The 25731-nt window shown below is 71.9% G+C and carries 25 protein-coding genes; 16 read left to right on the plus strand and 9 right to left on the minus strand.

What is annotated here, in order from left to right; translation table 11 throughout:
* Positions 1–7: 7 nt before the first annotated feature.
* The gene (locus AB0I89_RS16600) at positions 8–1825 is read right to left on the minus strand and encodes a long-chain fatty acid--CoA ligase (protein WP_357126780.1); all 1818 of its coding nucleotides are present in this window, start codon (positions 1823–1825) and stop codon (positions 8–10) included.
* 155 nt (positions 1826–1980) lie between these two features.
* On the opposite strand from AB0I89_RS16600, the gene AB0I89_RS16605 reads away from it, so the two are divergent.
* The 6 genes from AB0I89_RS16605 to AB0I89_RS16630 all read left to right on the plus strand — a co-directional run bounded on the left by AB0I89_RS16605 (position 1981) and on the right by AB0I89_RS16630 (position 7280).
* Positions 1981–2436 (plus strand): SRPBCC family protein, encoded by a 456-nt coding sequence (locus AB0I89_RS16605; protein WP_357126783.1) that lies wholly within the window; start codon positions 1981–1983, stop codon positions 2434–2436.
* A gap of 31 nt (positions 2437–2467) precedes the next feature.
* Positions 2468–3160 (plus strand): hypothetical protein, encoded by a 693-nt coding sequence (locus AB0I89_RS16610; RefSeq protein WP_357126786.1) that lies wholly within the window; start codon positions 2468–2470, stop codon positions 3158–3160.
* Between the two features lie 79 nt (positions 3161–3239).
* Complete coding sequence (locus AB0I89_RS16615; protein WP_357126789.1) at positions 3240–4187, plus strand: ROK family glucokinase; 948 nt, start codon at positions 3240–3242, stop codon at positions 4185–4187.
* 13 nt (positions 4188–4200) lie between these two features.
* Positions 4201–4893, plus strand: coding sequence for an endonuclease/exonuclease/phosphatase family protein (locus tag AB0I89_RS16620; protein WP_357126792.1), 693 nt, complete (start codon positions 4201–4203; stop codon positions 4891–4893).
* 115 nt (positions 4894–5008) lie between these two features.
* The gene (locus AB0I89_RS16625; protein WP_357126795.1) at positions 5009–6415 is read left to right on the plus strand and encodes an NAD(P)-binding domain-containing protein; all 1407 of its coding nucleotides are present in this window, start codon (positions 5009–5011) and stop codon (positions 6413–6415) included.
* Positions 6416–6485: 70 nt separating this feature from the next.
* On the plus strand, positions 6486–7280 hold the full coding sequence (locus tag AB0I89_RS16630; RefSeq protein WP_357127310.1) for an alpha/beta fold hydrolase: 795 nt from the start codon (positions 6486–6488) through the stop codon (positions 7278–7280).
* Positions 7281–7293: 13 nt separating this feature from the next.
* On the opposite strand, the gene AB0I89_RS16635 is transcribed toward AB0I89_RS16630, so the two are convergent.
* Positions 7294–8766 carry a trehalose-6-phosphate synthase gene (locus AB0I89_RS16635; protein ID WP_357126798.1) on the minus strand — a complete coding sequence of 491 codons (1473 nt, stop codon included), beginning with the start codon at positions 8764–8766 and terminating at the stop codon, positions 7294–7296.
* A 211-nt stretch (positions 8767–8977) separates the two neighbouring features.
* Positions 8978–9838, minus strand: a complete 861-nt coding sequence (locus tag AB0I89_RS16640) for a DUF308 domain-containing protein (protein WP_357126801.1) — start codon at positions 9836–9838, stop codon at positions 8978–8980.
* A 278-nt stretch (positions 9839–10116) separates the two neighbouring features.
* Between AB0I89_RS16640 and AB0I89_RS16645 the strand changes: the two genes are divergently transcribed.
* Both AB0I89_RS16645 and AB0I89_RS16650 read left to right on the plus strand, forming a co-directional pair.
* The gene (locus AB0I89_RS16645) at positions 10117–10425 is read left to right on the plus strand and encodes a hypothetical protein (RefSeq protein WP_357126804.1); all 309 of its coding nucleotides are present in this window, start codon (positions 10117–10119) and stop codon (positions 10423–10425) included.
* Positions 10426–10581: 156 nt separating this feature from the next.
* Positions 10582–11262: a lysophospholipid acyltransferase family protein gene (locus AB0I89_RS16650; protein WP_357127312.1), complete on the plus strand. Its 681-nt coding sequence runs from the start codon at positions 10582–10584 to the stop codon at positions 11260–11262.
* Positions 11263–11265: 3 nt separating this feature from the next.
* Here AB0I89_RS16650 and AB0I89_RS16655 read toward each other — a convergent pair whose 3' ends face one another.
* Positions 11266–14808, minus strand: coding sequence for an adenylate/guanylate cyclase domain-containing protein (locus tag AB0I89_RS16655; RefSeq protein ID WP_357126807.1), 3543 nt, complete (start codon positions 14806–14808; stop codon positions 11266–11268).
* Between the two features lie 148 nt (positions 14809–14956).
* On the opposite strand from AB0I89_RS16655, the gene AB0I89_RS16660 reads away from it, so the two are divergent.
* Entirely contained in the window at positions 14957–15154 is a 198-nt protein-coding gene (locus tag AB0I89_RS16660) for a hypothetical protein (protein WP_357126810.1), read from the plus strand.
* Positions 15155–15250: 96 nt separating this feature from the next.
* Here the strand turns inward: AB0I89_RS16660 and AB0I89_RS16665 are convergent, their stop codons facing one another.
* Positions 15251–15943: a Crp/Fnr family transcriptional regulator gene (locus AB0I89_RS16665; protein WP_007463121.1), complete on the minus strand. Its 693-nt coding sequence runs from the start codon at positions 15941–15943 to the stop codon at positions 15251–15253.
* Between the two features lie 304 nt (positions 15944–16247).
* On the opposite strand from AB0I89_RS16665, the gene AB0I89_RS16670 reads away from it, so the two are divergent.
* From AB0I89_RS16670 to AB0I89_RS16700, 7 genes are all read left to right on the plus strand, one after another.
* A complete protein-coding gene (locus tag AB0I89_RS16670) occupies positions 16248–16745 on the plus strand; it encodes a polyadenylate-specific 3'-exoribonuclease AS (RefSeq protein ID WP_357127315.1) in 498 nt (165 codons plus the stop codon).
* Between the two features lie 77 nt (positions 16746–16822).
* A complete protein-coding gene (locus AB0I89_RS16675) occupies positions 16823–17326 on the plus strand; it encodes a pyridoxamine 5'-phosphate oxidase family protein (protein WP_357126814.1) in 504 nt (167 codons plus the stop codon).
* Between the two features lie 158 nt (positions 17327–17484).
* Positions 17485–18513 (plus strand): 6-phosphofructokinase, encoded by a 1029-nt coding sequence (locus AB0I89_RS16680; RefSeq protein WP_357127318.1) that lies wholly within the window; start codon positions 17485–17487, stop codon positions 18511–18513.
* 93 nt (positions 18514–18606) lie between these two features.
* Positions 18607–19425, plus strand: coding sequence for a pyrroline-5-carboxylate reductase (proC, locus tag AB0I89_RS16685; RefSeq protein ID WP_357126817.1), 819 nt, complete (start codon positions 18607–18609; stop codon positions 19423–19425).
* Positions 19426–20187: 762 nt separating this feature from the next.
* A complete protein-coding gene (locus AB0I89_RS16690; protein WP_357126821.1) occupies positions 20188–21447 on the plus strand; it encodes a hypothetical protein in 1260 nt (419 codons plus the stop codon).
* A gap of 53 nt (positions 21448–21500) precedes the next feature.
* Positions 21501–21920 carry a hypothetical protein gene (locus tag AB0I89_RS16695; protein ID WP_357126824.1) on the plus strand — a complete coding sequence of 140 codons (420 nt, stop codon included), beginning with the start codon at positions 21501–21503 and terminating at the stop codon, positions 21918–21920.
* A 305-nt stretch (positions 21921–22225) separates the two neighbouring features.
* Complete coding sequence (locus tag AB0I89_RS16700; protein WP_357126827.1) at positions 22226–22576, plus strand: DUF2203 domain-containing protein; 351 nt, start codon at positions 22226–22228, stop codon at positions 22574–22576.
* Positions 22577–22648: 72 nt separating this feature from the next.
* Here the strand turns inward: AB0I89_RS16700 and AB0I89_RS16705 are convergent, their stop codons facing one another.
* From AB0I89_RS16705 to AB0I89_RS16720, 4 genes are all read right to left on the minus strand, one after another.
* Positions 22649–23284, minus strand: coding sequence for a class F sortase (locus AB0I89_RS16705; RefSeq protein WP_357126830.1), 636 nt, complete (start codon positions 23282–23284; stop codon positions 22649–22651).
* A complete protein-coding gene (locus AB0I89_RS16710) occupies positions 23281–24135 on the minus strand; it encodes a DUF4397 domain-containing protein (protein WP_357126833.1) in 855 nt (284 codons plus the stop codon). The genes AB0I89_RS16705 and AB0I89_RS16710 overlap by 4 nt, the downstream gene beginning before the upstream one ends.
* Positions 24136–24412: 277 nt before the next feature.
* Complete coding sequence (locus tag AB0I89_RS16715) at positions 24413–25078, minus strand: methyltransferase domain-containing protein (RefSeq protein WP_357126836.1); 666 nt, start codon at positions 25076–25078, stop codon at positions 24413–24415.
* A 78-nt stretch (positions 25079–25156) separates the two neighbouring features.
* Positions 25157–25381: a GntR family transcriptional regulator gene (locus tag AB0I89_RS16720; protein WP_357126839.1), complete on the minus strand. Its 225-nt coding sequence runs from the start codon at positions 25379–25381 to the stop codon at positions 25157–25159.
* Positions 25382–25731 lie beyond the last annotated feature (350 nt).

Below are 25731 nucleotides of genomic sequence, written 5' to 3' on the forward strand. Positions count from 1 at the left end.
ATCGTAGTCAGCCGCGGTAGATGTCGGCGATCTCCGCCGCGTACGTCTTGTGGACGACCTGGCGTTTGACCTTGAGCGACGGGGTCAGCTCGCCGGTGACCTCGGTGAAGTCGCGGGGCAGGATCCGGAAGACCTTGATCGCCTCGGCCTTCGACACGGCCTGGTTCGCGGCGTCGATGGCGGACTGCACCTCGGCGCGCAGGCCCTCGTGCTCGCGCAGCGTCTCGACCGAGGTCTCCGGTGGGAGCCCGGCGTTCGCCAGGAAGGTCGGCAGCGCCTCCTCGTCGATGGTGACCAGCGCCGCGATGAACGGCTTCGCGTCTCCGACGACGACGCACTGACTGATCAACGGGTGCGCCCGGACCTGGTCCTCCAGCACCGCCGGGGCGACGTTCTTGCCGCCGGCGGTCACGATCAGCTCCTTCTTGCGGCCGGTGATGCTCAGGTAGCCGTCGGCGTCGAGCTGGCCCAGGTCACCGGTGCGGAACCAGCCGTCGGGGCTGAGCGCCTCCGTGGTCGCCGCCTCGTTGTGCCAGTAACCCTGGAAGACCAGCTCGCCGGAGATCAGGATCTCGCCGTCGTCCTCGATCCGGACGGTCACGCCGGGCAGCGGCCGGCCGACGGTCCCGATCCGGGTGCCGGTGGGCAGGTTCGCGGCGGCGGCGGGGGACGTCTCGGTCAACCCGTACCCCTCCAGGACCGTCACGCCGACGCCGCGGAAGAAGTGGCCGAGCCGCGCGCCCAGGGGCGCGCCGCCGGAGATGGCGTCGCGGCACCGCCCGCCGAGCGCGGCGCGCAGCTTGCGGTAGACGAGCCGGTCGAAGACCGCGTGCTGCGCGCGCAGCGCCAGGCCCGGCCCGCGCGAGGTCTCCAGCGCCTCGCTGTACGAGATGGCGACCTGCTCGGCGCGGGCGAAGACGCCGCCCTTGCCGTCGGCCTCGGCCTTCTGCTTGGCCGCGTTGTAGACCTTCTCGAACACCCGGGGTACGGACAGCACGAAGGTCGGCCGGAACTCCTGCAACTCGCCGACCAGGTTCTTGGTGTCCGCGCAGTGGGCGAGGGTGGCCCGTGCCTGCACCACGCCGATCTGGATGAGCCGGGCGAACGCGTGCGCCAGCGGCAGGAAGAGCAGGGTGCTCGCGCCGGCGTTGAACAGGTTCGGCAGCACGGGCACCGCGTTGGCGATGTCGGCGTACATGTTGCGGTGGGTCAGCACGCAGCCCTTGGGGCGGCCGGTGGTGCCGCTGGTGTAGATGATGGTGGCCAGGTCGTCGGCGCGGACCGCCTTGCGCCGCTGCTCCACCTGGGCCAGCTCGACCGTCGCGCCGACGGCGACCAGCTCGTCGACCGCGCCCCGGTCGATCTGCCAGACGTTCGTCAGCTCGGGGAGGCGGTCGCGGACACCGGCGATCAGCTCGGTGTGGGCGCCCGTTTCGACAAGCGCGGCGACCGCGCCGGAGTCGGCGATGATCCAGGCGGCCTGCTCGGCGCTGGAGGTCTCGTAGATCGGTACGGTGACCCCGCCGGCCGCCCAGATGGCGTAGTCGAGCAGGGTCCACTCGTAGCGCGTCCGGCTCATCAGGGCGACCCGCGCGCCCGGCTGGATGCCGGCGGCGATCAGGCCCCGGGCCACGGCCGCCACCTCGTCGCGGAACTGCAGGCAGGTCACTTCGGCCCAGGTGGTGGTGTCGCCGCCGTCGGCGGAGCGGGTGGCGCGGGCGAACTGCACGGTGTCCGGCGCGATCTCGGCGTTGTCCCAGACCGGATCGGTGAGGTTGGCCGCCTCGCCAACGGTGACGATCGGTGGAACGGAGAACTCGCGCACTTGCACTCCTTCGTGCTCGCACTGGCCTGGGCCGGACTCTGCCCGAGAGCATCGGCTCTGTCGAAACCTACCCGGCGGGCGGTTCGGGTGGGGTAGGCAGGGCGCGGCGGGGGCGGCGGGGGGTGTGGGCGGCGTCAGCCGGGTAGCCTCCCCCCATGGCGGACTCCTCCACCCAGTCGATCATCATCGGCGCGTCACCCGACCGGGTGGCGACGGTCATCTGCGACTTCCCGAGTTACCCCGAGTGGACCGAGGCGGTCCGCCGTGCCGAGGTGATCGAGGAGTACGAGGACGGCTACGCCAGCCAGGTGCGGTTCACCATCGACGCCGGGGTGATGGCCGACGAGTACGTGCTCGCCTACGAGTACGCCGAGGACCTGTCCCGCGTCGAGTGGCATCTGGTCGCCCCCTCGAAGATGCAGAAGAGCCAGCGTGGCTCGTACGACCTGGTGGGCAACCCGGACGGGACCACCACGGTGACGTACACGCTGGAGGTCGAGCTGTCCGTGGGGATGCTCGGCATGTTTCGGCGCAAGGCCGAGAAAATGATCATGGATACGGCGTTGAAGCAGCTCAAGCGCCGGGTAGAAGCACCCGGTGCGGCGCAGTGACGCGTCCGGCAGCGGGGTAGAGGAGCCGAGGGTGGGCGGAACGGACCCGGGTTCGGCCCGGGAAGAGGCGGAGCGTCTGGTGGCGGCCCTGCTCGCGGGGGCGCGGCTGGCCTCCAGCGGGTCGACGGGCGGCGCGTTCGGCCCGTTGGGCGGGATGTTGGCCGGTGTCCTCGGTCACAGTGCCGCTCCGGGCGGCGGCGATCGCGCCCGTGGTGGTTTCGCCACCGGTTCGGCCGAATGCTGCGTCTGCCCGGTCTGTCGTGGCATCGCCGCGTTGCGCGATCCGAGTCCGGAATTCGCCGAACGCCTCGCCACCGGCGCGGGCGACCTCGCCGCCGGCGTGGCCAGCCTGCTCCGCGCGTTCGCGCCGCCGGAGCCGTCCCCGACGACCGGGCCGGAGTGGGCCGCGTCGTCGCAGGCGGCGGCCGGTGCGGGCGGCGACGGCGAGCCGGCGCGGCCGGCCTCGACCGCGCGGTCGGCCGAGGCCTTCGACGAGCACGTGTGGCGCGATGCCACCCGCACCGGGCATGATTCCCAACCGGCGCCGGAGCGGGATGTCTGGTCGGTCGCCACCCGGTCGGCGGACACACCCGCCCCGGCCACCGCGGCACCCGTCGACGACGCCGGGGCGGTGGCCGCGCCGGTGCCGACCAGCCGACCCGTGGTGCCCGCTTCGCGGGCGTCCGACGACACCGGCGCGGACGCGCCGGGCGGCGGCGCCTGAGCGCGGGACATCGCGATCCGGACCGGCGTGCCCCGCGGCGCGCGCGAGCCGGACAGCACAGCAGAGGGGAGCGGCGGCGGTGACGCTGACCATCGGAGTCGACGTGGGTGGCACGAAGGTGGCCGGCGGTGTCGTGGACGACACCGGCACGGTCCTCGTGCAGAGCCGACGGGACACCCCCGCCGACGACGTCGCCAAGACCCGCGACGTCATCATCGAGCTGGTCGACGAGCTGGCCGCCGGGCGAACGATCGAGGCGGTCGGCGTCGGCGCGGCCGGCTGGATCGACGCCACCCGCTCGACCGTGCTCTTCGCCCCCAACCTGGCCTGGCGCGACGAGCCGCTGCGCGAGTACGTGAGCGCCGCCGTCGGCCTGCCGGTGATCGTGGAGAACGACGCCAACGTGGCCGCGTGGGCCGAGTTCCGCTACGGCGCGGCCCGCGCCGCCGACGACTCAATGATCATGTTCACGATCGGCACCGGCGTCGGCGGCGGCATCGTCCTCGGCGGCGAGCTGATGCGCGGCGCGCACGGCATCGCCGCGGAGCTGGGCCACATGCTGGCCGTGCCGGACGGGCACCAGTGCGGCTGCGGGCGGCTCGGCTGCATCGAGCAGTACGCCAGCGGCAGCGCCCTGGTCCGCTTCGCCCGTGCCGGCGCTCGACAGGAGCCGCAGCGGGCCACCGCCCTGCTGGAGCTGGCCGGCGGCGAGCCCGAGGCGATCACCGGTCACATGGTGACCGCCGCCGCGCAGGGCGGCGACCCGGTCTCCGCCGAGGCGTTCGCGCAGATCGGCCGGTGGCTGGGCACCAGCCTCGCCGACATGGCGCAGATCCTCGACCCGCAGGCCCTGGTCGTCGGCGGCGGCGTGATCGACGCCGGTGACCTGCTGCTCGGCCCGACGCGTCGCTCGTACCTCGACGCGCTGGCCCAGCGGGGACGCCTGCCGGTGGCCGAGGTCCTCCCCGCCGAGCTGGGCAACAGCGCCGGGGTGATCGGCGCGGCCGACCTGGCCCGCCGGATCTGAGGGCGGCCAGGAGATGGGCGTACCGCTGCGCGTGGTGTCGTACAACATCCACAGCCAGCGCGACGACACCGCCGCGCTGGCGGCGGTCGTCCGGGCCGCGAAGCCGGACGTCGTGATCGTGCAGGAGGGTCCGCGCCGGTTCCGGTGGCGGCAGAAGTCGGCCACGCTGGCCGAGTCGTTCGGCCTGGTGGTGGCCGCCGGAGGGCTGCCCGCCCTGGGCAACCTGCTGCTGACCAGCCTGCGGGTGCAGGTGCGCGGCGCCCGGTGCCAGCGGTTCCCGCTGACCCCGGGCCGGCACCTGCGCGGCGCGGCGTACGCCGACTGCCGGGTCGGCGACGCCCGCTTCACCCTCGCCGGCTCGCACCTGTCCACCGACCCGGCGGAGCGGCCCGCGCAGGCCGCCGAGTTCCGACGCGGCCTGGACGCCGCGAATGCTCCGGTGGTGGCGGGCGCCGACCTGAACGAGGGCCCGGACGGGCCGGCCTGGGCGACGGTGGCGCGCGGCCTGACCGACGCGGCGGTCGCGGCCGACCGCGCGGAACGGCTCACCTACTCGTGCGCCGACCCGCGCCGGCGCATCGACGCGCTCTTCGTCGACCCCCGGATCACCGTGGTCGACTACGACGTGGTGGACACTCCGCAGACCCGCCGGGCCAGTGACCACTTCCCGGTGCTCGTCGACCTGCTGCTGCCCGCCACGGCCTGACCCCCACCGGTCCGGACCCGCCGATCGGTCCGCGCCGGGGCTGGACATCCGGCTCCGATGTGGAGAGGATTTCGCGGCGAACCGGCACCCGTGCCGCACAAAAGGAGATGTCCCGGTGTCCACCTCCACCGACCAGGGCCGGCCCGACCCGGATGCGATCCCGTCCGCGCAGAGCCGCGACGGCCGCTCGCTCTCCGACCGGGGCGACACGGTCTGCGTCATCGGCGCCGGGGCCAGCGGCCTGACGGCCATCAAGAACCTGCGCGAGCACGGGTTCGGGGTGGACTGCTACGAACGCGAGACCGGCGTCGGCGGGGCCTGGAACTGGCGGCACGACCGCAGCCCGGTGTACGCCAGCACCCACCTGATCTCGTCGAAGCCGTTCACCCAGTTCCCCGACTTCCCGATGCCGGACTCCTGGCCGGACTACCCCCACCACGGCCAGCTCCTGTCGTACTTCGAGCGGTACGCCGACCACTTCGACCTGCGCTCGCACATCTGGTTCGGCACCGAGGTCGTCCGGGTCGAGCCCGCGCCGGGGGAGCGGTGGGACGTGACGACCCGCTCCACCGGCGGGTACGGCCCGGAGCGCACCTCCCGCTACGCCGCCGTGGTGATCGCCAACGGGCACAACTGGTCGCCGAAGCTGCCCCGCTACGAGGGCCTGGAGGAGTTCCGGGGCGAGATCATGCACGCGTCGTCCTACAAGGACCCGGCGCAGTTGCGCGGCAAGCGGGTGCTCGTGGTCGGTGCCGGCAACACCGGTTGTGACATCGCCGTCGAGGCCGCCCAGCAGGCGTCGCGCTGCTGGCACTCCACCCGGCGTGGCTACTGGTACGCCCCGAAGTACGTGCTGGGCCGACCGGCCGACCAGATCAACGACGCGCTGCTGTCACTGCGGGTGCCGCTGCGGGTCCGCCAGTGGCTCTACCACTGGACGATGCGGTTGACCGTCGGCAACCTGACCCGCTTCGGGCTGCCCAAGCCCGACCACCGGGTGTACGAGACGCACCCGATCGCCAACAGCCAGCTCGTCTACTACGTGGGCCACGGCGGGATCGGCCCGGTGCCCGACATCGCCCGGTTCCAGCCGTACGCCGTGGAGCTGGCCGACGGCCGCGAGATCGACCCCGAGCTGGTCATCTTCGCCACCGGCTACCTGCCGCGCTTCGAGTTCCTCGACGCGTCGGTGTTCGGCGACAGCGCCGGCACCGGCCGTCCCACGCTCTGGCTCAACGCCTTCACGCCGGGGCACCCCACGCTGGCCGTCGCCGGCCTGGTGCAGCCGGACTCCGGCCTGTTCACCCTGTCCCACTGGCAGACGGTGCTCTTCGCGCGGCTGCTGCTGGCCCGACGGGACCGACCCGAGCGGGCCGCCGCGTTCGCGCAGCGGGTCCGGGACCGGGCCGGGGAGCGCTACGCGGGCCAGGTCAAGGACAGCAGCCGGCACTGGTTCGAGGTCGGGCACGCCGACTACCTGCGCGCCGTCCAGCGCGCCCTGCACGACCTGGAGGGCAAGTGAGCGCGAGGAGTGAGCTTGCGAGCCCCGCAGTCGCGAACGAAAGGCTGGATCAGTGACCGAGGTGCGGATCATGCGGGGCCGGGAGTGGGCTCGTCCGGTCCGGCCGGCGCGCCGTGAGGTGCTCAGCGCCGTACCCGAGTTGGAACAGGGGCGTCCGCCGCTGCTGTTCGTACCCGGGTTCGGGCACGGGGCGTGGGCGTTCGCCGAGCACTGGCTGGGCCATGCCGCGTCGCGGGGCTTCCCGGCGTACGCGCTGAGCCTGCGGGGGCACGGCGGCAGCGAGCCGGCGCCGGAGGCGACGCTGCGCGCGTACACCCATGATGTGACCCAGGTGGCCGCGAGCCTGCCGCGCCAGGCGGTCCTGGTGGGGCACGGCGCCGGGGCGCTCGTGGTGGCCCACGCGATGGCGCGCTATCCGGCGCGCGGCGCGGTGCTGGTGGCGCCGGTCTTCGGCGGCTGGGGCGTCTTCGGTACGGCGGTGCGCCGCAACCCGGCCGGGACGCTGCCGGCGGTGTTCGGCGGACCGCTGCGGCTCAGCCGCGCGCAGCTGTTCAGCCGGGAGTTGCCCGACGAGGACGCCCGACGGTACGTGGCGCGGCTGGGCCGGGCCGGTCGGCGCGCGCAGTGGGCGCTGTTGGGCGAGCCGCAGGCCGAGGCGGCCGTGGGCGAGCCCCCGGTCCTGGTGCTGGGCAGCCCGGACGACCGGGTGGTGCCGGCGGCGACGTTGACGCGGGTCGCCCGCCGGTACGGGTCGGCGCCGCTGTTGTTCCCCGGCATGGGGCACGACCTGATGCTCGACGCGCGCTGGGCCGAGCCGATCGACGCGATCCTGGACTGGTTGGAGAAGGAGCCCGCCGGCCGCTGATCACGCGGCCCGGTCAGCCGCCGGCGTGCTGGGTCGCCCGGGTCGCCGGCCGTGGCACCCGGGCGGTGCCGTCGGTGCTGGTGAGGCGGCTGACCAGCGCGCCCGTCTCGTCGAGGGCGCTCAGGTAGGAGCGGGCCCAGGCCCGGATGTCGTGCTCGTGCAGGTGGGCGCGCATCGCCCGCATGCGGGCGATGACGTCGGCGGGGTCGGCCCGCAGCGCCGTGCGCAGCGCCTGCTTGAGCCCTTCCAGGTCGTGCGGGTTCACCAGGTACGCCTGGGACAGCTCCGCGGCGGTGCCGGCGAACTCGCTGAGCAGCAACGTTCCGGTGTCGTCCACCCGGGCGGCGACGTACTCCTTGGCGACCAGGTTCATCCCGTCGCGCAGCGGGGTCACCGCCATCACGTCGGCGACCCGGTAGAGCGCCGCCAGCTCGGCCCGGTCGAAGGGCTGGGTGAGGTAGTGGATGGCGGGCTCGCCGACCCGCCCGAACTCGCCGTTGATCCGGCCCACCTCGCGCTCGATGCGTTCGCGCAGGATCTGGTACTGACCGACGCGTTCCCGGCTCGGCATGGCGACCTGGACGAGCACCGTGTCGCGGACCTTGACGTCGCCGCTGGCCAGCAGCTCGCTGTACGCCTTGAGTCGCTGTTCGATGCCCTTGGTGTAGTCCATCCGGTCCACGCTGAGGATGACCTGCCGGGGATCGCCGAGATCCTGCCGCAGGCGGCGGGCCCGGGCGGCCACGTCGGGGCGGGCGGCGAGGGCGGCCATCTCGGCCGTGTCGATCGAGACGGGGAACGCGCCGATGCGGACCACCCGGTCGTCGATCCCGATCCGACGGTCGGTGGCCGGCAGCTCCAGCACCCGGGTCACCAGCTGGGCGAAGTTGTGTGCCGCCTGCGCCCGCTGGAAGCCCACCAGGTCGGCCCCGAGCATGCCGCGCAGCAGCTCGGCGCGGCGCGGCAACTGCATGAACAGCTCCGGCGGCGGGAACGGCACGTGCAGGAAGAAGCCGATGCGCAGGTCGGGGCGGAGCGCGCGCAACAGCCCGGGTACGAGTTGCAGGTGGTAGTCCTGTATCCAGACCACGCCTCCCGGCTCGGCCACCTCGGCGGTCGCCTCCGCGAACCGCTGGTTGACCCGCTGGTACGCCTCCCACCAGCGCCGGTGGTGCTCGGGTTGCTCGACGGCGTCGTGGTAGAGCGGCCAGAGGGTCGCGTTGGCGAAGCCTTCGTAGTGATCGCGCAGGTCCTCGTGGCTGAGAGCGACGGTGTGCATGTGGACGCCGTCCACGTCCGGCAGGGCGGGCGCCGGGCCGGTGCCGCCGGCCCAGCCGACCCAGATCGCCGGGGTGTGTCGCAGCAGCGGGTGTAGCGCGCTGACCAGCCCTCCGGGGCTGCGTCGCCACTCGCAGGCGCCGTCCGGGGCCTGGCTGTCGTCGATGGGGAGGCGGTTGGCCACCACCACGAGGGAACTCTGTCGCATCTCGGGCATTCCGATCAGCAGAGGACTGACCGCCACGAGCAAGGGAAAACCGGTCAGTCAGCGGGGGAAGTGACGTACAGCGGTATTCCTACTGACAGTAAGTTACACCACTGTTACGCCCCGAGTGAGGGCGGTCGTGTCCCGCGATGCGGGCCGGGTAGGGCCAGCTTCATAAGGGCGGCCGGCCAGTTTCTTGCTGATGAAACAGGCGCTAGACGACGGCGCCGTTGTCCGGGTCGTCGTCCTCCTCGTCACCGGGGCGCAGCCGCCAGATCAGCGTGACGAAGCCGGCCAGGATGCCCGTGAACCCGAACAGGGTGACCGCCGAGCGGTCGATCGGGAGCAGCGACGGGAAGAGGAAGAGCACGAACCCGACGACCACGGCGAGCGCGCCGACCACCGCGTACTTGGAGACGCGGGGCAGCGGCGGCGGCGGGGGCGGGTGGTAGGTGTCCTCGTCGTCGTCCGGCAGGTCGGCGCCGAAGGTGTCCAGACCGTCCAGCAGTGAGGGCTCATCGTCCCGGCTGTTGCGGCCGACCGAGATCCCGGAGAAGTCGGTCGCCGACGGCAGTCGACGGACGTCGGTCGCGGTGGGCCCGGCCTCGTCGACGCCGGAGCGGGCGAGCGGACCGGCCGTCGGCTCGTCCCGGGTGTCCCGGTCGTCACGTTCGTCCACGTCCTCCGCAGCCGGCCAGGGCCGCTCGTCGGTCGTCGAGGGGGTGCTGTGGAAGCCGGCCACGATCCGGGCCCACTCCGCGTCGATGTCCGGCTCGTCGCGGGCCGGGGGCTGCTCCGGGGCGCTCTCGTCGGCGAGCTGCGTCAGGTAGTCACGGGCGGTCCGCAGGTGCGAACGGTCGACGTAGAGCCGGTCGACCGGACGGGCCGGGACGGTGGTGGTACGGGTGACCGGATTGAGGTCGGCCGACGGTTGCAGGTAGGCGGCGATCCCGCCGGCGGCCAGCACGTCGAGCAGGTGCTCGCCGACGCGCGGATCGACATCGCCGACGACGGCGTACTCGCTCGCGTCGAGCCCGTTGTCCCGCCGTCCCCGGCGGGCCCCACCCGCTGACACCCGGACATCCTCCTCAACGCGCCCTGCGGCGCGGCCACCGCTGCCCCCTCGACGCCCGTGCGCACGTCGTGCTCTGAATCGTGACACGTCAGGGGCCGGTTCCGGGAGTGCGTTGTGTCGCGTCTTGGAAAGTCGGGGCTGCCGTCGCAGGTCGCGGCGGGGGTTCTTTGTCCGTTCTTGCGCGAGACGTGCGATCTCGGTGATCGTTGACGCCAGGGCGACCCGCGGTCCCGACCACCGCCCTGCGACCTGCCACCGACCGGGAACGAGAGGCGCACGTGGCTACTGACGACCACGAGGAGCTGAACATCCCGCCGCACCTTCAGACCTTCGCGCAGCGTCATCACCTTGACTACCGGCAGACGCCGCCCGGGATCGCGCTCTACCTGGGCCTGGGTTCGGCCCTGCTGGGGTTGCTGTTCAGCACCGCCCCGAAGGTCACCGGCGACCGGGCCCTCGGCTATCTGATGCTGGGCAGCGGTGTCGTGCTCCTCGTCGTCTCGCGGGTGCTGCACCGGCGCACGCGACGTCGGGAGGAGCAGCTGTACCAGGAGTTCCTGCAGTGGAAGACGGAGCGCGGCGAGTAGAGGTCGACATGGATCCGGCCTTGGAGACCGTCGTGGGGGAGCGCGTCCGCCGCGTCGTGGTGGTGAGCGTCCGTCCGTTGTGGTGAGAGCGCTCGCTTCGTAGGCTCCACGGGGATGACGGCCAGCGCTGTCGCGCCCCCCTCGGAAAGGACGCCGGTGCTCTACTGGCTGTTGAAGCACGTGATCCTCGGTCCGCTGCTCAAGTTGATCTTCCGCCCGCGGGTGGAGGGGCTGCGCCACGTGCCGGCGACCGGCCCGGTGATCCTGGCCAGCAATCACCTCTCCTTCTTCGACTCGATCTTCATCCCGTTGATCGTCTCGCGGAGGGTCACCTTCGTGGCCAAGGCCGAGTACTTCACCGGCAAGGGGATCAAGGGCTGGTTGACGAAGATGTTCTTCGTCGGCACCGGCACCATCCCGGTGGACCGCTCCGGCGGCCAAGCCGCCCGCGCCGCGCTGGACACCCAGTTGCGGGTGCTGCGCGCCCAGGGAGTGGCCGGCATCTACCCCGAGGGCACCCGCTCCCCGGACGGGCGGCTCTATCGGGGAAAGACCGGGGTGGCCCGGCTGGCCCTGGAGAGCGGCGCGGTGGTGGTCCCGGTGGCGATGCTCAACGCCGACGAGCTCCAGCCGCCCGGCCGGTTGCTGCCCCGGATCGGCCAGGTGCGGGTCCGCTTCGGCGCGCCCCTGGACTTCTCCCGCTACGCGGGCCTGGCCGGCGACCGGTTCGTCGAGCGCGCGGTCACCGACGAGATCATGTACGAGGTGATGGAGCTCTCCGGCCGCGAGTACGTCGACATCTACGCGCAGAAGCTCAAGACGCCGGTGGCCGCCTGACTCTCAGCAGGCGACCGCCGGTCCGGTCGGGCTGATCGGCCGGCCGGTCAGCGCCAGCAGGCCCGGCGCGTCGTTGCGTAGGGCGAAGGTGCGCACCTCGGCGCGGGGCGCCCGCGCGCCGGCCGGGTCACCCGCCCGGGTCAGCTCCGCGGCCGCCAGCGCCAGCGCCAGCACCCGGTCGCTCGCGTCCGGGATCCGCCCGTACGTCTCGGCGGCGGCCAGGTGCAGCTCGGCCGCGCGCCGGTGGTCGCCGTCGGCCGCCGCCACCGCCGCCGTCACCGTCCGCAACGCCGCCTCCGACCACGGCGTCCGATGTCCGACCCGGTCCAGCATCGCCCGGACCCGCACCGCGGCGTCCCGGCCGGCCAGGGCGCCGGCGTACGCGGCCGCGGCGATCCACTCCCCGCTGGCCAGCGCCGGCACCGCCGACCAGGACCGTTCCAGCTCGTCGATCAGCTCCGCAGCCTCGGCGTGGCGCTCCTGCAACGCCCGACACAGCGCGGCCATGCCCAGCATCGTCCAGCGCAGCCGGTGGAAGCCGCTGCGCCGGGCGGTGGCCAGCGCCTGCCCCAGGTCGGCCGGGTCCTCGTCGTCGCGCAGCACGAGCAGGCAGCACCGCAGCCCCCGCACCTGCATGTCCCAGCTACCGGTCGGCGTGTCCACGAACGCCTCCGCCGCGGCCAGCAGCCGGCCGAAGTCACCCTCGAACCAGGCCCGCATCGCCTCGGCCGAATAGCTGGTGGTCAGCGTCTGCCCGCTGGCCGTACGCGCCGGAGCGGCCGAGAGCAGGGCGTTCGAGCGCAGCCAGTCGCCCTCCTCGCGGATGGCCCAGGCCAGGTTCTGGGTGGCCCGGGGCAGCGCGAGCAGCTGACCGGCCCGGCTGAACTCGACGATGGCGTGCAACTCGTCCAGGCCGATCCGGTCGCCGGCCTGGTAGCGGGCGGTGGCCGCGGTGATCCGCGCGTTGGTCCGCGCCTCGGTCAGGCCCAGCCGCTCCGCGATCTCCGCCGCGGTGTCCGCCGCGGACACCGCCGGGTCGCGCTCGTAGTTGAGCATGTGCAGGCGGCCCAGCTCGGCGTACGCGTCGGCCTTCTGCGGGCTGTCCGGTAGCTGTTCGAACAGTTGGACCGCGCGATCCAGGCAGGCCAACGCCTCACCCCGGTCGGCGCGCAGCCACGCCGCCTGGCCGAGCAGCGTCCACGCCCGCGCGGCGCACGCGTCGTCACCGTGCGCCGCCAGCCGGTCGGCCAGCGCGTGCACCTGCTCCGGCCCGCCGCCGGAGAGGAACGCGTTGCCGTCCCGGTAGAACGAGATCTCCGTGCTCAGCAGCTCCAGTTGCAGCCGGCCCACCGGGTCGCTGTCGTCGGCCAGGCCGAGCGCCCGGCCGGCGTGGCTCGCCGCCGCCTCCAGCCCGTGCAGGGCGTACGCCCGGCGGGCCGCCCGGTGCAGCGCCTGTCGCGCGGGCCCCGCGTACCGCTGCATCTGCATGCCGAGGGACCGCGCGATCTCGTGGGCCGCCCAGCGGTGGTGGGCGAGGACCTCGGCCAGGTCGGTGTCGCGGCTCTGCGACAGCGCGTCGAGCCAGTCCGCGGCCCGCTCGTGCCGTGCCACCCGCTCGGTTCGGGGCAGCCGCTGGTAGCAGACGTCGCGTACCAGCACGTGCCGGAACCGGAACTCGGCCTGCCCGGCCATTGTCGACGCGGCCTGCTCGTGCACGAAGTCGCGCTGTTCGAGGCGGCGCAACGCGCGCTCGACCGACTCGACCGGCTGCCCCAGCGCGGCGGCCACCGCGCCCGGCCAGAACTGCACCCCGACCACCGAGGCGGCGAGCAGCACCGCCCGGTCCTTGGCGTCCAGCAGGTCCACCCGGTTGGCGATGACCGAGTGCACGCTCTCCGGCATGGTCAGTTCGAGCTGCTTGTCCAGCGACCAGCCCCGCCCCGACTGGCGCAGCGCGCCCTGCTCGATCAGCATCCGGACGTACTCGTGCGCGTAGAGGGGGTTGCCGCCGGCCACCTCGATGAGCGGCGTCAGCATCTCGGCGGAGAACGCCGCCTGGCCGAAGAGGTGCGCGTACAGGGCGGCGATGCCGGTGTCGCGCAGCGGCGGCAGGGTGATGGTCACCGAACCCGTGATCGTCCCGGCCCAGCTCGGGTCCCGGTCGACCAGCTCCGGACGGGCGGTGCACAGCAGCAGGAGGGGCACCTCACGAGCCGCCGCCCCGAGCAGTTCCACGAAGCGCAGCATCGCGTCGTCGGCCCAGTGCAGGTCCTCGAAGACCAGCACGGTGGGGCGGCGGGCCGCCAACGCCAGCAGGAACCGCCGCCACGCCGACTCCGCCTCCTCCGCCGGCAGCGGCGTGCCGGGCAGTCCGACCAGCGGACGCAGCGCGTCGACGACCCGGTCGCGCTCACCCGGCCCGATCAGCTCCCCGACCGCGGTGCCCAGCCGCTGGGCCGCGCTGGCGGCCGGGTCGGTGTCCAGGATGCCGGCCTCGGACTTGACGATGTCGGCGAGCGCGGCGAACGTGACGTTCTCGCCGAACGGCGGGCAGCGTCCCGTCCGCCACGTCAGCGGCTCGTCCACCAGCCGGCCGGTGTGCCGGTACAGCTCGCGCAGCAGCCGGCTCTTGCCGATTCCGGCCCGGCCGAAGATCGTCACCACCTGGGGCAGCCGGTCGCGCAGCGACCGGTGCAGGGCGTTGACCAGCATCCCCAGCTCGTGCTCGCGGTCCACCAGGGGCGTGGTGTCCGGCTCCCGGTCGGTGGGCTGACGGCGCAGCGGGGACAGGGCGAGCCACACCTCGGTGGGTGAGGAGCGCCCGCGCAGGGTGACCGGGGGCTGCTCCTCGTAGCGGATCGCGTCCTTGGTCAGGGCGTGCGTGGTGCCGCAGACCAGCACCCCGCCGGGCGGCGCGACCGACTGCATCCGCGAGGCGGTGTTCACCACGTCACCGGCCACGATGGCCTGCCCACCGTCGCGGGCGGCGGCCACGTCGACGAGGGCCTCACCGGTGGCCACCCCCACCCGGAAGCGCATCTCGGTGCTGCCCGTCGGCGCGAACCGGGTGAGCACCCGTTGCAGCTCCAGCCCCGCCCGTACGCAGCGCAGCGCGTCGGTCTCGGTGGCGATCGGCGCGCCGAAGAGCGCCATCACGGCGTCGCCGATGTACTTCTCCACCACCCCGCCGTACTGGCCGACCACCCGGCGGGCCGCCGAGAAGAAGCCCGTCTGCATGCCGCGGACCTGCTCCGGATCGGCGCGCTCGACGTACGGGGTGAAGTCGATGAGGTCGACGAAGAGCACGCTCACCCGCCGGCGGTCCTCCTGCGGGGTGACCGTGGCGGTCCGGTCGGTGCCCGGCCGGGGCGACCCGCACGAGGTGCAGAACGCGACGTCCGAGGCGAGCGGACGAAGGCAGTGCGGGCAGACAGCACCCAGCTCGGCGCCGCAGCCACCGCAGAAGCGGTCACCGTCGGCGGCCGTGCGTCCACAGCGCCCACACTGCGCGGCGATGACACACCCTCCACTGGCGATACCGGCCACGCCCCCAGCGCCGCCGCCCGCAAGGAGTATCGCTGCCGAAAGGGCTGTCGGGTACCGGCCTGTTGGTTTGTGGACAGTCCACCAACGGCTTGAGCGACTACATTCAGTCCGCCACATCTTCGATCAGCGACCAGAGGGGGACAGGTCAATGGTGTACGTAAAGCTGGAGAGTGACTGGACCGACGGCAAGGGCGTCAGTCACTCGGCGGGCGAGTCCGTGGACGTCGACGCCGCCACGCTCGCCACGCTGCAGGCCGAGGGGATCGTCAGCGAGCAGTCCACCGGCTCGGGCGGCGACAGCAAGGGCCCGAACAAGTGGGCCGGCCCGGGCAGCCCCGGAGTCTGAACCGCCCTTCGGTGACACAGCGCAACGGCCGGGCCGCCCACGGGCGGCCCGGCCGTTGCGGATGTACGACCCCGCGTTCGGGGGCGGTGGGGCAGCTCAGCGGTCGTTCATGCCCGCCCGGCGGCGCAGCGCGGCGACGTCGGTGACGACGATCCGGCGCCCCTCGGTCCGCAGCCAGCCGCGGCTGGCGAAGGAACCGATGGCCTGGTTGACGCTCTGCCGGGAACCGCCGGCCATCTCGGCCAACTGGCTCTGGTTCAACTCGATGGTGATCATCGGGGCCTGGCTCTCGCCGGCCAACCGGACCAGTGTCTTGGCGACCCGACCCGGCAGGTCGAGGAAGACGTGGTCGGCGTTCTGCTCGGTGAGTCGGCGGATCAACCCGCCCAGCGACCGCATCACCGCGTCCAGGATGCGTGGGTTGGAGTGCACCAGCTCCATGAACGCGCCCCGGGAGAGCGCGAGCGCCGCGCAGTCCTCGATGGCCTCGGCCGACGCGGAGCGCGTGGAGGCGTCCAGCAGGGAGACCTCGCCCAGCACGTCCGGCGGACGGATCACCGACAGCACCGCCCGCTCGCCGGTCGGCGCGGTGCGGAACACGGCGACCGCGCCCCGGCGCAGCACGATGAGCGACTCGCCCGGGTCGTTCTCGACGAACAGCAGCTGACCCTTGCGGTAGGTGCGCGGAACGGCGGCCGCGATGACCCGCTGCCGCACCTCGGGCTCCAGGCCAGCGAACATCTCGACACCCGTGAGCGCGTCACCCGGCTCCGGCAGGCGCATCTCCACGGCCCAACCCCTCCCCGGTCATGGACCACACAATCGCTCACCGGGTGAACCTGATGGCCCTGACGAGGTGAACTGACACCGGTTCGGCATCCGGTAGCGGTACACATCAGATCATGACGGTCCGGTCGCTTGCTGTACACCCCTCGAAGCACTTCCGTGACCGTCGCGAGCTGCGGCGTACCCCCTGGGGCGTCGCCGGAGCGGCGTCGGCGGCCCGGGTCGCGGCCGGCCCACGGCGGGCCGGCCGGGCTCGGACCCGGCCCCGCCGCGCGCCGACGGACGGCGGTGGGTGAGGATGTCCGGAATGGTCTACCGCTACTTCTACGACTGCGAGTTCATCGAGGACGGCCGGATCGTCGACCTCGTCTCGATCGGTGTCGTCGACGAGAACGGCCGCGAGTTCTACGCGGTCTCCACCGAGTTCGACGACTCCCGAGCCGTGCCCTGGGTCCGACGTAACGTGCTGGACCGGCTGCCGTCGCCGGCCGACCGGGCCTGGCGCTCGCGGGAGCGCATCCGCGACGACCTGTACGACTTCCTCATGGAGCCCGTCCGGGACCGGCCGGCCGAGCAGTTGGAGCTGTGGGCCTGGTACGCGGCGTACGACCATGTGGTCCTCGCCCAGCTCTGGGGTGCGATGCCGGCGCTGCCCCGGGAGATTCCCCGGTTCACGAAGGATCTGCGGCAGCTCTGGGACGACCGGGGCCGGCCGGCGCTGCCGGACGCGGACGCGGCCCGGCACGACGCCCTGGTCGACGCCCGGCACAACCTGGCCCGCTGGCGGGCGATGACGGCGCGCTGAGCGATGGTCATACGTCTGTAGGTTTGACCGGTTCTGTCCCGGGCAACGGTTCGTCAGCCGAGCCGAGGGAGATTGCCATGAGCAACGATCCGACCAGCGTCGCCGACGCCCGGGCGCGGGTCACCGAACTGATCCGCGCCGCACGGATCTGCATGCTCACCACCATCGCGCTGGACGGGCGGCAGGTGAGCCGGCCGATGGGGCTGCAGGAGGCCGAGTTCGACGGGGACCTCTGGTTCTTCGCCTACACCGACTCGGCCAAACTGCGCCAGATCAGGGTGAATCCGGAGGTCAACGTCGCCTTCTCCGACCAGAGGCACAACTCCTGGGTCTCGGTCTCGGGGACGGCCAGTGAGAGTTCCGACACCGAGCGCGCGAAGCGGCTCTGGAACCCGCTGCTCAAGACCTGGTTCCCGGACGGGCTGGACACTCCCGGCCTGACCCTGATCAAGGTGCACGCCAGCTCCGCCGAGTACTGGGACTCGCCGAGCAGCACCGTGGTCAACCTTCTCGGCTTCGCCAAGGCCGCCGTCACCGGCCGTCCGCCGTCACCCGGCGAGAACCGTGAGGTGACCTACTGAGCCGCCGCCCCCGGGGCGCGCTGTCGTCGCGCGCGCAGGCCGACTACAGTGCGCAGTGACGGCCCGCCCCGGGCCGGCAACGGCGCCGATGGTCTGACCTGACACATACCCTGGGGCATATCGGGCTTTACCTGATGCTCCAGGAGGATGAGCGGATCATGCGTATCGGCGTGCTCACCGGCGGCGGCGACTGCCCGGGTCTCAACGCGGTCATCCGGGCGGTGGTCCGCAAGGGCGTCGCCACTTACAGTCACGAGTTCGTGGGCTTCCGGGACGGCTGGAAGGGCCCGCTGGAGGGTCTGTCCCGCCCACTGGGCATCGCCGACGTGCGCGGCATCCTGCCCCGGGGCGGCACCATCCTCGGCTCGTCCCGGACCAACCCGTTCAAGATCGAGAACGGCGTCGAGCGGATCAAGGACAACCTCGCCGAGCAGGGCGTGGACGCGCTGATCGCGATCGGCGGCGAGGACACCCTCGGCGTGGCCACCAAGCTGCACGAGCTGGGCGTGAACGTCATCGGCGTGCCGAAGACGATCGACAACGACCTCGGCGCCACCGACTACACCTTCGGCTTCGACACCGCGGTCAACATCGCGATGGAGGCCATCGACCGCCTGCACACCACCGCGGAGAGCCACCACCGCACCCTGGTCGTCGAGGTCATGGGCCGGCACGCCGGCTGGATCGCCCTGCACGCCGGCCTGGCCGGTGGCGCCAACGTGATCCTGCTGCCCGAGCGGCAGTTCGACGTCGACCAGGTGGCCGGCTACGTCGAGAAGCGCTTCCAGCACCAGTACGCCCCGATCGTCGTGGTCGCCGAGGGCGCCCAGCCGCTCGACGGCCAGATGGTGCTCGCCAACCAGGAGCTCGACTCGTTCGGCCACGTCCGCCTCGGCGGCATCGGCCAGTGGCTCGCCGAGCAGCTGGAGGCCAAGACCGGCAAGGAGGCCCGCACCGTGGTGCTGGGTCACATCCAGCGCGGTGGCACCCCGACCGCCTTCGACCGGGTCCTCGCCACCCGCCTCGGCCTGCAGGCCATCGACGCCGCCAACGACGGCGACTGGGGCAAGATGGTCGCGATGCAGAGCACCGACATCGTCCGGGTGCCCCTCGCCGAGGCCACCCGCGAGCTGAAGACCGTGCCGCTGGAGCGGTACCAGGAGGCCGAGGTCTTCTTCGGCAGCTGAGGTGTAAGGAAGGGCCCCCTCTTAACGCGTGGCGTATAGCAGGGGGCCCTTGCTAACAGTCGACCCCTAGCAGTCGACCGACGAGGAGGCGTGGTGAGCGGGCACACGGTTGCGGTGATCGGCGCGGGCAAGATCGGCGAGCTGATGCTCTCCGGGCTGCTGCGCTCCGGATGGCCGGTGGAGCGGCTGCTCGCCACGGCGCGCCGACCGGACCGCGCGCAGGAGCTGTCCGACCGCTACGGCGTCCGGGTGGTGGACAACCTCACCGCGGTGGAAGAGGCCGACGTGCTCGCCGTCTCGGTCAAGCCCCAGGACGCCGCAGCGCTGCTGGACGAGATCGGCCCGAAGGTGCCCGCCGACAAGCTGGTCATCTCGCTCTGCGCCGGGCTGCCCACCAGCTTCTTCAACCGTCGGCTGCCCGACGGCACCCCCGTGGTCCGGGTCATGACCAACACGCCGGCGCTGGTCGACCAGGCGATGACGGCCATCTCCGCCGGCGCGTACGCCACCGGGGCGCATCTGAGCCTCGCCGAGGAGATGTTCAAGCCTCTGGGTCAGACCATCCGGGTGCCCGAGTCGCAGCAGGACGCGGTCACCGCGCTCTCCGGCTCCGGACCGGCCTACTTCTACCTGCTGGTGGAAGCCATGATCGACGCCGGGATCCTGCTCGGTCTGCCGCGCCAGGTGGCGCACGAGCTGATCGTGCAGACCGCCATCGGGTCCGCCGTGATGCTGCGCGACTCCGGCGAGCACCCGGTCAAGCTGCGTGAGGCGGTCACCTCGCCCGCCGGCACCACCATCTCGGCGATCCGTGAGCTGGAGAAGCACGGGGTCCGCGCGGCGCTGCTCGCCGCGCTGGAGGCGGCCCGGGACCGCGCCCGCGAGCTGGCCGCCCAGTCGGAGCGTAGCTGAGCTTCCGTTCACTCCATGCCCGACGAAATGGCCCTTGCGCTCGGGCAGGATTTCTCGGAGTGACGAAGTTGACCCCCAAGTCCTGACGCGCCCCGTCCGTGTCTCACTAGCCGACCCGCCGACGCGAGTGTTGGACGGTCCACTGGGCGCTGCGCACTCGATCCGCTGCGGTATACGCCATTTCCGTCAGCCAGCCTGGCGGATTTGCCATGAGAGGTCCGGGCGGGTCGAGGATCCACCCTTCTGAGCCGAGCTCGTCGAACGTGGCAAGTCCAGAACCCTGCATGACGCGGTCTCCCAAACGGGTTTGGAAAACGCAGACAGGATCTATCCTCTCCCCGCCGAAAAACTGCGGATAAACCGTGAGCAGCTTGCCGTACTCCCATCGCTCCATCTGGGCAGTTTCGCCATCACCGACTGCCCTGCGGGGCCAAGTGTCGCGTCACCGACAGACATGAGCGACTCACACGTGTGGGCAAGCAGGCAAAATGATGGATCGACCTTCTGTGAAGGCCGAACCTCAGTCGACCTCAAGAGAAGCCGGCCACGGAGGCGGCATTGTGTCTCCGAGAATGGCTTCGATGGCGGCGTTGAATCTGAATCTTCCAGCTAATGGAGACCTCAGTGACGAGCGAAGAGCAGGCAAATCAAGTTGGGGATGGGCTGCTGCTGCCCCGCCCAGGGCTTGACGGCGGGTCGCCGGCGGTACCCGGCCAGCCACTAGCGGACGACGTCGGTCTCAGGTCTGGCGGCCCTGTCCATATGAGCGTCGAAGCCAGCGGCTCTGCCCAGGTGGTGCAAGCTTTCCGTGATGCCTACGTCACCTTCGGCAAGGATCGGACCGAGGCGCAGGCGCTGATGGGAATGCCGGCGCAGGCGGCAGCAGAGGCGCTCTTGGCCATGGACGACGCCGAGGCGGCAGCGATCGTCGCCGAGATGGATGAGTCGGCGGCAGTGCGTCGCCTTGAGTTGCTGCCCGCCGCCCGGGCCGCCCGTCTGCTGGTGTCGATGGACGAGCGGCTCTCCGCTAGGCGGCTTTCCAAATTGTCCGTCGACCACGGAGCGTCTGTGCTCGCCTGCATCCCCGCCACGCACGTCGGCGGCATGCTCGCCGAGATCCCCCAGTCCCACCTGGCGATGCTGGTCACGGCGATGCCGTTGCGGCTGGCGGCGGCTCAGTTCACCGCCTTACCGGCGGCTAACTCCTCTGCCGTGTTGGCGATTCTGCCCGTGTCACGGGCCGCAGATCTGTTGCTGGCCGTGCCCGGTGAGACCGCAGCCGCAATGCTGACTGCGCTTCCGGCACACCACGCAGCCCAGATCCTGGAGTCCGTGGGCGACGTCGGTGCACTCGTTGGCCTGACGGCAATTGTGCCGAACAGCATGCTCGTCGCTGTCCTCGGCCGACTTCGCCCTGATCGCGCAGTCGCCATCTTTTCCGTGCTGCCGGACTCCACGGTGCGTTCGTTGCTGGCCGCTCTGCCGGGTCGGCGCTGCGCTGAACTCCTGGCGCCGTTGCCGATTCAGCGAGTGATGTCGCTCCTGAGCGAGGCGCAAGTTATCGAGGTGGCACCGCTATCACCGGTGGCACGCGCTGTGGAGATGGTGACCCGGCTGCCAAAGAGTTCGCTGATTCAGGCGACCGCGGTGTTGTCGGGCGAGACCGCCGCTGGGGTGCTGGCAGAGCTTCCGGCCGCGACAGTCTCGCGGGCCCTCGACGCCATGTCCGACGAAATGGTGATCGAGACTGTGACCCATCTGCCCATCACCCTCGTCTGTGATGTGTTGGGCAGCCTGCCGGTGGATCTTCTCGGCACCGCTGTTGGTCGGATGCCGATCCGGAAAGCATCGCGGGTCCTGTCGCGGATCTCGCTTGACCTTGCGGCGGTCGTGGCGGAGGCGATGCCGGCCCGCCAGGCCGCCGACGCTCTTGAAGTGATGCAACCTTACGGCAGGTCGGCTGAGGTGATGCGCCGGATGACAGCCGAGAGCCGTCGGGGCGTCCGAGCTTGCATGCGCTGAAGCGCAATGATCTGGACGCGGCCTCAGCGGACGTACATGATCGGGGAGAGTGAATGGACGAGCAGTTGTTCGAATTGGCAACAACTGCGGGTAACGCCGTAGTCACCCTGCTGGCGACCGACGTGTGGCAGACGGCAAAGTCGGCCATGGTGTCGCTCTGGGGTGTTGCTCACCCACAGCGGGTCGAGGTGATCTCCGGTGAGCTCGACGATGCGCGCGCCGCGCTCCTGGCGGGCCGACGGTCAGATGGTCCGACTGTCGAGGAAGAGTTGGCCGGAGAGTGGAGGGGGCGTCTGCGACGGTTGCTCGCCGCTGATCCTGGTTTGGCGGACGAGCTCAAGCGGCTCCTGGACGAGCAGCTTGTGCCGGCAGCGCGCAACGCCGGAGTGGCCACGGTAAACCAGCGAGCCCGCGCAGAGGGTAATGCCCGCATATACATGTCGGGACGGGATCTGAGCGTTAACGAACGCTGAAGGCTGGTTGCCCGGAGGGCTCTTTGACTCCCGTCGATCAACCCGACGAGCGAATCATCGGTACGCCAAGGGACTGTACGCCTCCGGCTGCCAGTCGCCCACGATTCCATGCGGATGCCCACTTTTCCCACCGTCGCCATGATCGGGTCCGGGCCGAACAGGCTGACTTGCGCAGTGCGTAGGACGGACATCGGCCGGCGTGATCTCTGGGACGTGATCATGGTCGATCGGTCGGCGATACGCCGTCCAACTGATGGTCGAACCACGGGCAGCTCGACGGGGCCGCCGTGGCGCATACTGGCGGCGTGTTCACTCTCGCCCAGGCCCGGCACCTGGTGGCCACCCTGCAGCCGCGTGTCGACGAGCTGATCCGTGTCCGCGCCGACCTGGCCGAGCTGCGCGTCGACCTGGCCGACCACGGGGTCAGCGCGCTCGGTGGGCTGGCCGAGGTCAAGGGGCTGGAGGCCCGGCTGCACGGCATCGTCGACGAGCTGCACCAGCACGAGATCCAGGTCAAGGGCATCGCGCCGGTGCTGCTCGACTTCCCGGGCGAGCGCGAGGGCCGCGCCGTGCTCTGGTGCTGGCTGGAGGGCGACTCCGATGTGCGGTGGTACCACCGCGCCGAGTGCGGCTTCGCCGGCCGTCGCCCGCTCTGACCGGGCCGTCGTCCGCTCCGAGCTGGCCGTTGCCCGCTCTGAGCCGGCCGTCTTCCGCTCTGACCGGGCTGGTCACCCGTCGAGGACCGCGAACACCACCACGTTGTCCCGGTAGTGCCCACGCCGCCGGTCGAAGTCGCCCCCGCAGGTGACGAGGCGCAGCTCGGGCCCGGGTGTCGGACCGTAGACCGTGGCCGTCGGGAACCGGTCCTTGCGGGTGCGCAGCGACCCGGTCACCCGGAACGACAGCCACTGCCCGTCGCGCCACACCTGAACGCGGTCGCCGGAGCGCAGCTCGTCGAGCCGGGCGAAGACCGCCGGGCCGCGGCGCGAGTCCAGGTGCCCGGCGAGCACGGCCGGACCGGTGTCGCCGGGGGCGGGGCCGCCCCCGTACCAGCCGGCCGTGTCGAAGTCGGCCGGCGGGACGAGCGCGCCGGCGCGGTCCAGGCCCAGCACCGTGAGAGCGGAGTCGACGCCGATGCGCGGCACCCGTACCCGGGTGGGTGGACCCTGTGGTCGCGGCGACGCGGCCACCGACGGGCAGCCGTCGGCGCAGCCGGGGTGCCAGGTCGCGACCGGCGGCGGCCCGGTCGTCGCGAGCCCGACGCCGCTGCCGGCGGCCAGGCAGACCGCCGCGCCGGCCGCGACCAGCGCGGCCAGCGGCGCCCGACGGTCGCGGTGCCGTCGGATGGCGGGCCCGATGCTCACCAGGTGGTGCGCCGCCGCCGACGCCAGAGCAGCAGGCTCGCCACCACGGCCGCCGCGGCCACCGCGCCGGCCATCAGGGGGTACGCCCCGAGCCCGCGCCCGGCCGTGCCACCCGCGCCGGTCTCCACTCCACCCGCCGGTACGACGGTGCCGCCCTCGGCGTCCTGACGCAGTTCGGCGCTGAGCCCACCCTGCTTGTCGTCGAGGACCAGCAGCGAGTAGACCGCGCCGCCGGCGAGCCGTACCTCGGTGTCGGTGCTCGGACCGCCCGCGCCGGTCAGCCGCAGCTTCCAGGTGCCCGGCTCGACCTGTTGGTAGTCGGTGGTGGTGGCGAACTGCACGCCGTCGGCGATCCTCGGGCCGTCGGGGTCGGCCACGTCGAGGACGGGCGTGCGCACCGACGCCTGCACGACGCGCACCTTGGCCCGGCCCTGCGTGGGAGCGCTCAGGTCGTCGGTGAGCACCCGCAGCCCCAGGTCGGCGTGCCGCCCGACACCGGCCACCGTGTACGCGCCGCCACTTTGCACCGCGACCTCGGTGGTGAGCACCGGCGGCTCGCTGGCGGGCGTGCCGGCCTCGCGCATCGCCACCGCGTACCGGCCCGGAGGCAACTGGAGATAGTCGGAGACCACGCCGTAGCCGACGCCGGGAAAGACCCTCGGCTTCGCGGCGTCGGGGGCGGCGAGGTAGACGTCCACCGCCGGTGTGTCGGGGGAGAGGTGGGCCAGTCGGACGTACCCGACGCTGGCCGCGCCGGCCGACGCCGGGATCGCGGCAGCGAGGGAGGTGCCGAGCAGGAGCGCGCCGGCACCGGCCAGCAGCCGGCGGGACGCGGTACGAAGCGTGTGCATGTCGCCTCCGAGGCACGTTCGGTGAGCGGGCGGCAACCCACCGACAGAGTCCCGTGCGTGAGACTCGCGCGCAAGTTGTACACGCGATGTTTCTCCCCGCCGCGTCGTCGGCTGCGGCCCGTGCCGGATGCTGCCCGTGCTGCGGGCCGTGCTGTGGGCCGCAAGATCGTGCTCGATCCAGGATGTAGTGGCCCCGGCGTCGGGAGGATGCCACTGGATCCATGATCGAGCGCGATCTTGCCGCTCGGCGAGGGGTCTGCGAGCGAGGCGGGTGCTGCTAGCGCACCGCTAGGAAGCCGAACAGGTCCGGTACGCCGCCGGGACCCGACTCCGCGAATCGAACCGGTCGGAGGCCGGCGGACAGGGTCGCGTTGAGGAGATCGGCGAGCGGAACGTGCCACGCCCCGACCCGCGCCCGGACGCCGCTGGTGTTCCAACTGTCGAAGCTGCGGGCCCGATCCGCGTAGCGCTCGTCCACCACGACGGCCGGGTGCCCACCCCGGTCGGCGAACGCGCCCACGAAGCAGGGGTGCACACCCACGTGCACGAACCGCCCGCCCGGCCGCAGCACGCGCGCGACCTCGCGCAGCACGAGCGAGTAGTCGGGCACATCGGTGCTGGCCAGGACGCACATCGCCGCCGGCAGCGACGCGTCGGCGATCGGCAGTGCGGTTGCGTCGCCCCGGGCTGCCGGCAACCTGTCGCGCGCGTGCCGCAACTGCCCACCGGACAGGTCCACACCCAGTGGCGTCCAACCCAGGGCGGCGGGCACGGACGCGTGCGCGCCGGTGCCACAGCAGATGTCGAGGCAGGGTCCGTCGCCCGGGCCGAGCAGGTCCGCCACGCTGGCGTGCACCCGCTGGCGATAGTCACGGCCGCCGGAGATGAAGTCCTCGTACCACTCCGCGTGAGTGTCGTACGCCGGTGTGCTCGTCGCTCCCATCCGCCGATGCTATGGACGAGGGTCTGCCGCGCGGCCCCAGATCTTCCGAGGGCAGAAGCGGCCGAGCTTCGCGGCAGGCTACTCCGATTCGGCGACGAAAACGCCCTGTCCCTGTTGGCCGTAGACCAGGTTCCGCTGGTGCAGTTCGCGCACGGCTCGGTAGGCGGTCGACCGTGCCACGTTGTAGATCTCGCCGAGGTCCGAGACCGACGGCAGTTGATGGCCGGGCGGGTACTCCCCGGACTTGATTCTGCGCGCGATGTCGTCGGCGACGCGGAGGTAGTGCGGTGGCCTGGTAGGCATGATCGGCTCTCCTGGACTTCAGCGCAGATCATGCTTCCAGTCGGGACCGGGGCAGGACAAGTGACGACGCGACTCGACTGAACACAGTGAGAACTTGACTACACTGAGACAGTGGATACAGTGAGACAGCGGTCGGATGCTTCTGGACTTCAGCACCCCGAGGTTTTCGATCCACCCACCCTGGAGGGCGCGACGCATGGCCTCCGCCCTCCAGGGTGTGCAGCTCGTGACCTTGGAAAGGTGCGGACGATGGCGATCGACGAGCCGGTGTCCAGGGCGACCGAACTCTTTATGGCAAAGCGGGTCCTCGACGCTCACTGGGGCCGAGGGCCAGATCGACCCTGGCAGCC

Origin of the sequence: Micromonospora sp. NPDC049801, from assembly GCF_040656575.1 — a bacterium.
GTDB lineage: Bacteria > Actinomycetota > Actinomycetes > Mycobacteriales > Micromonosporaceae > Micromonospora.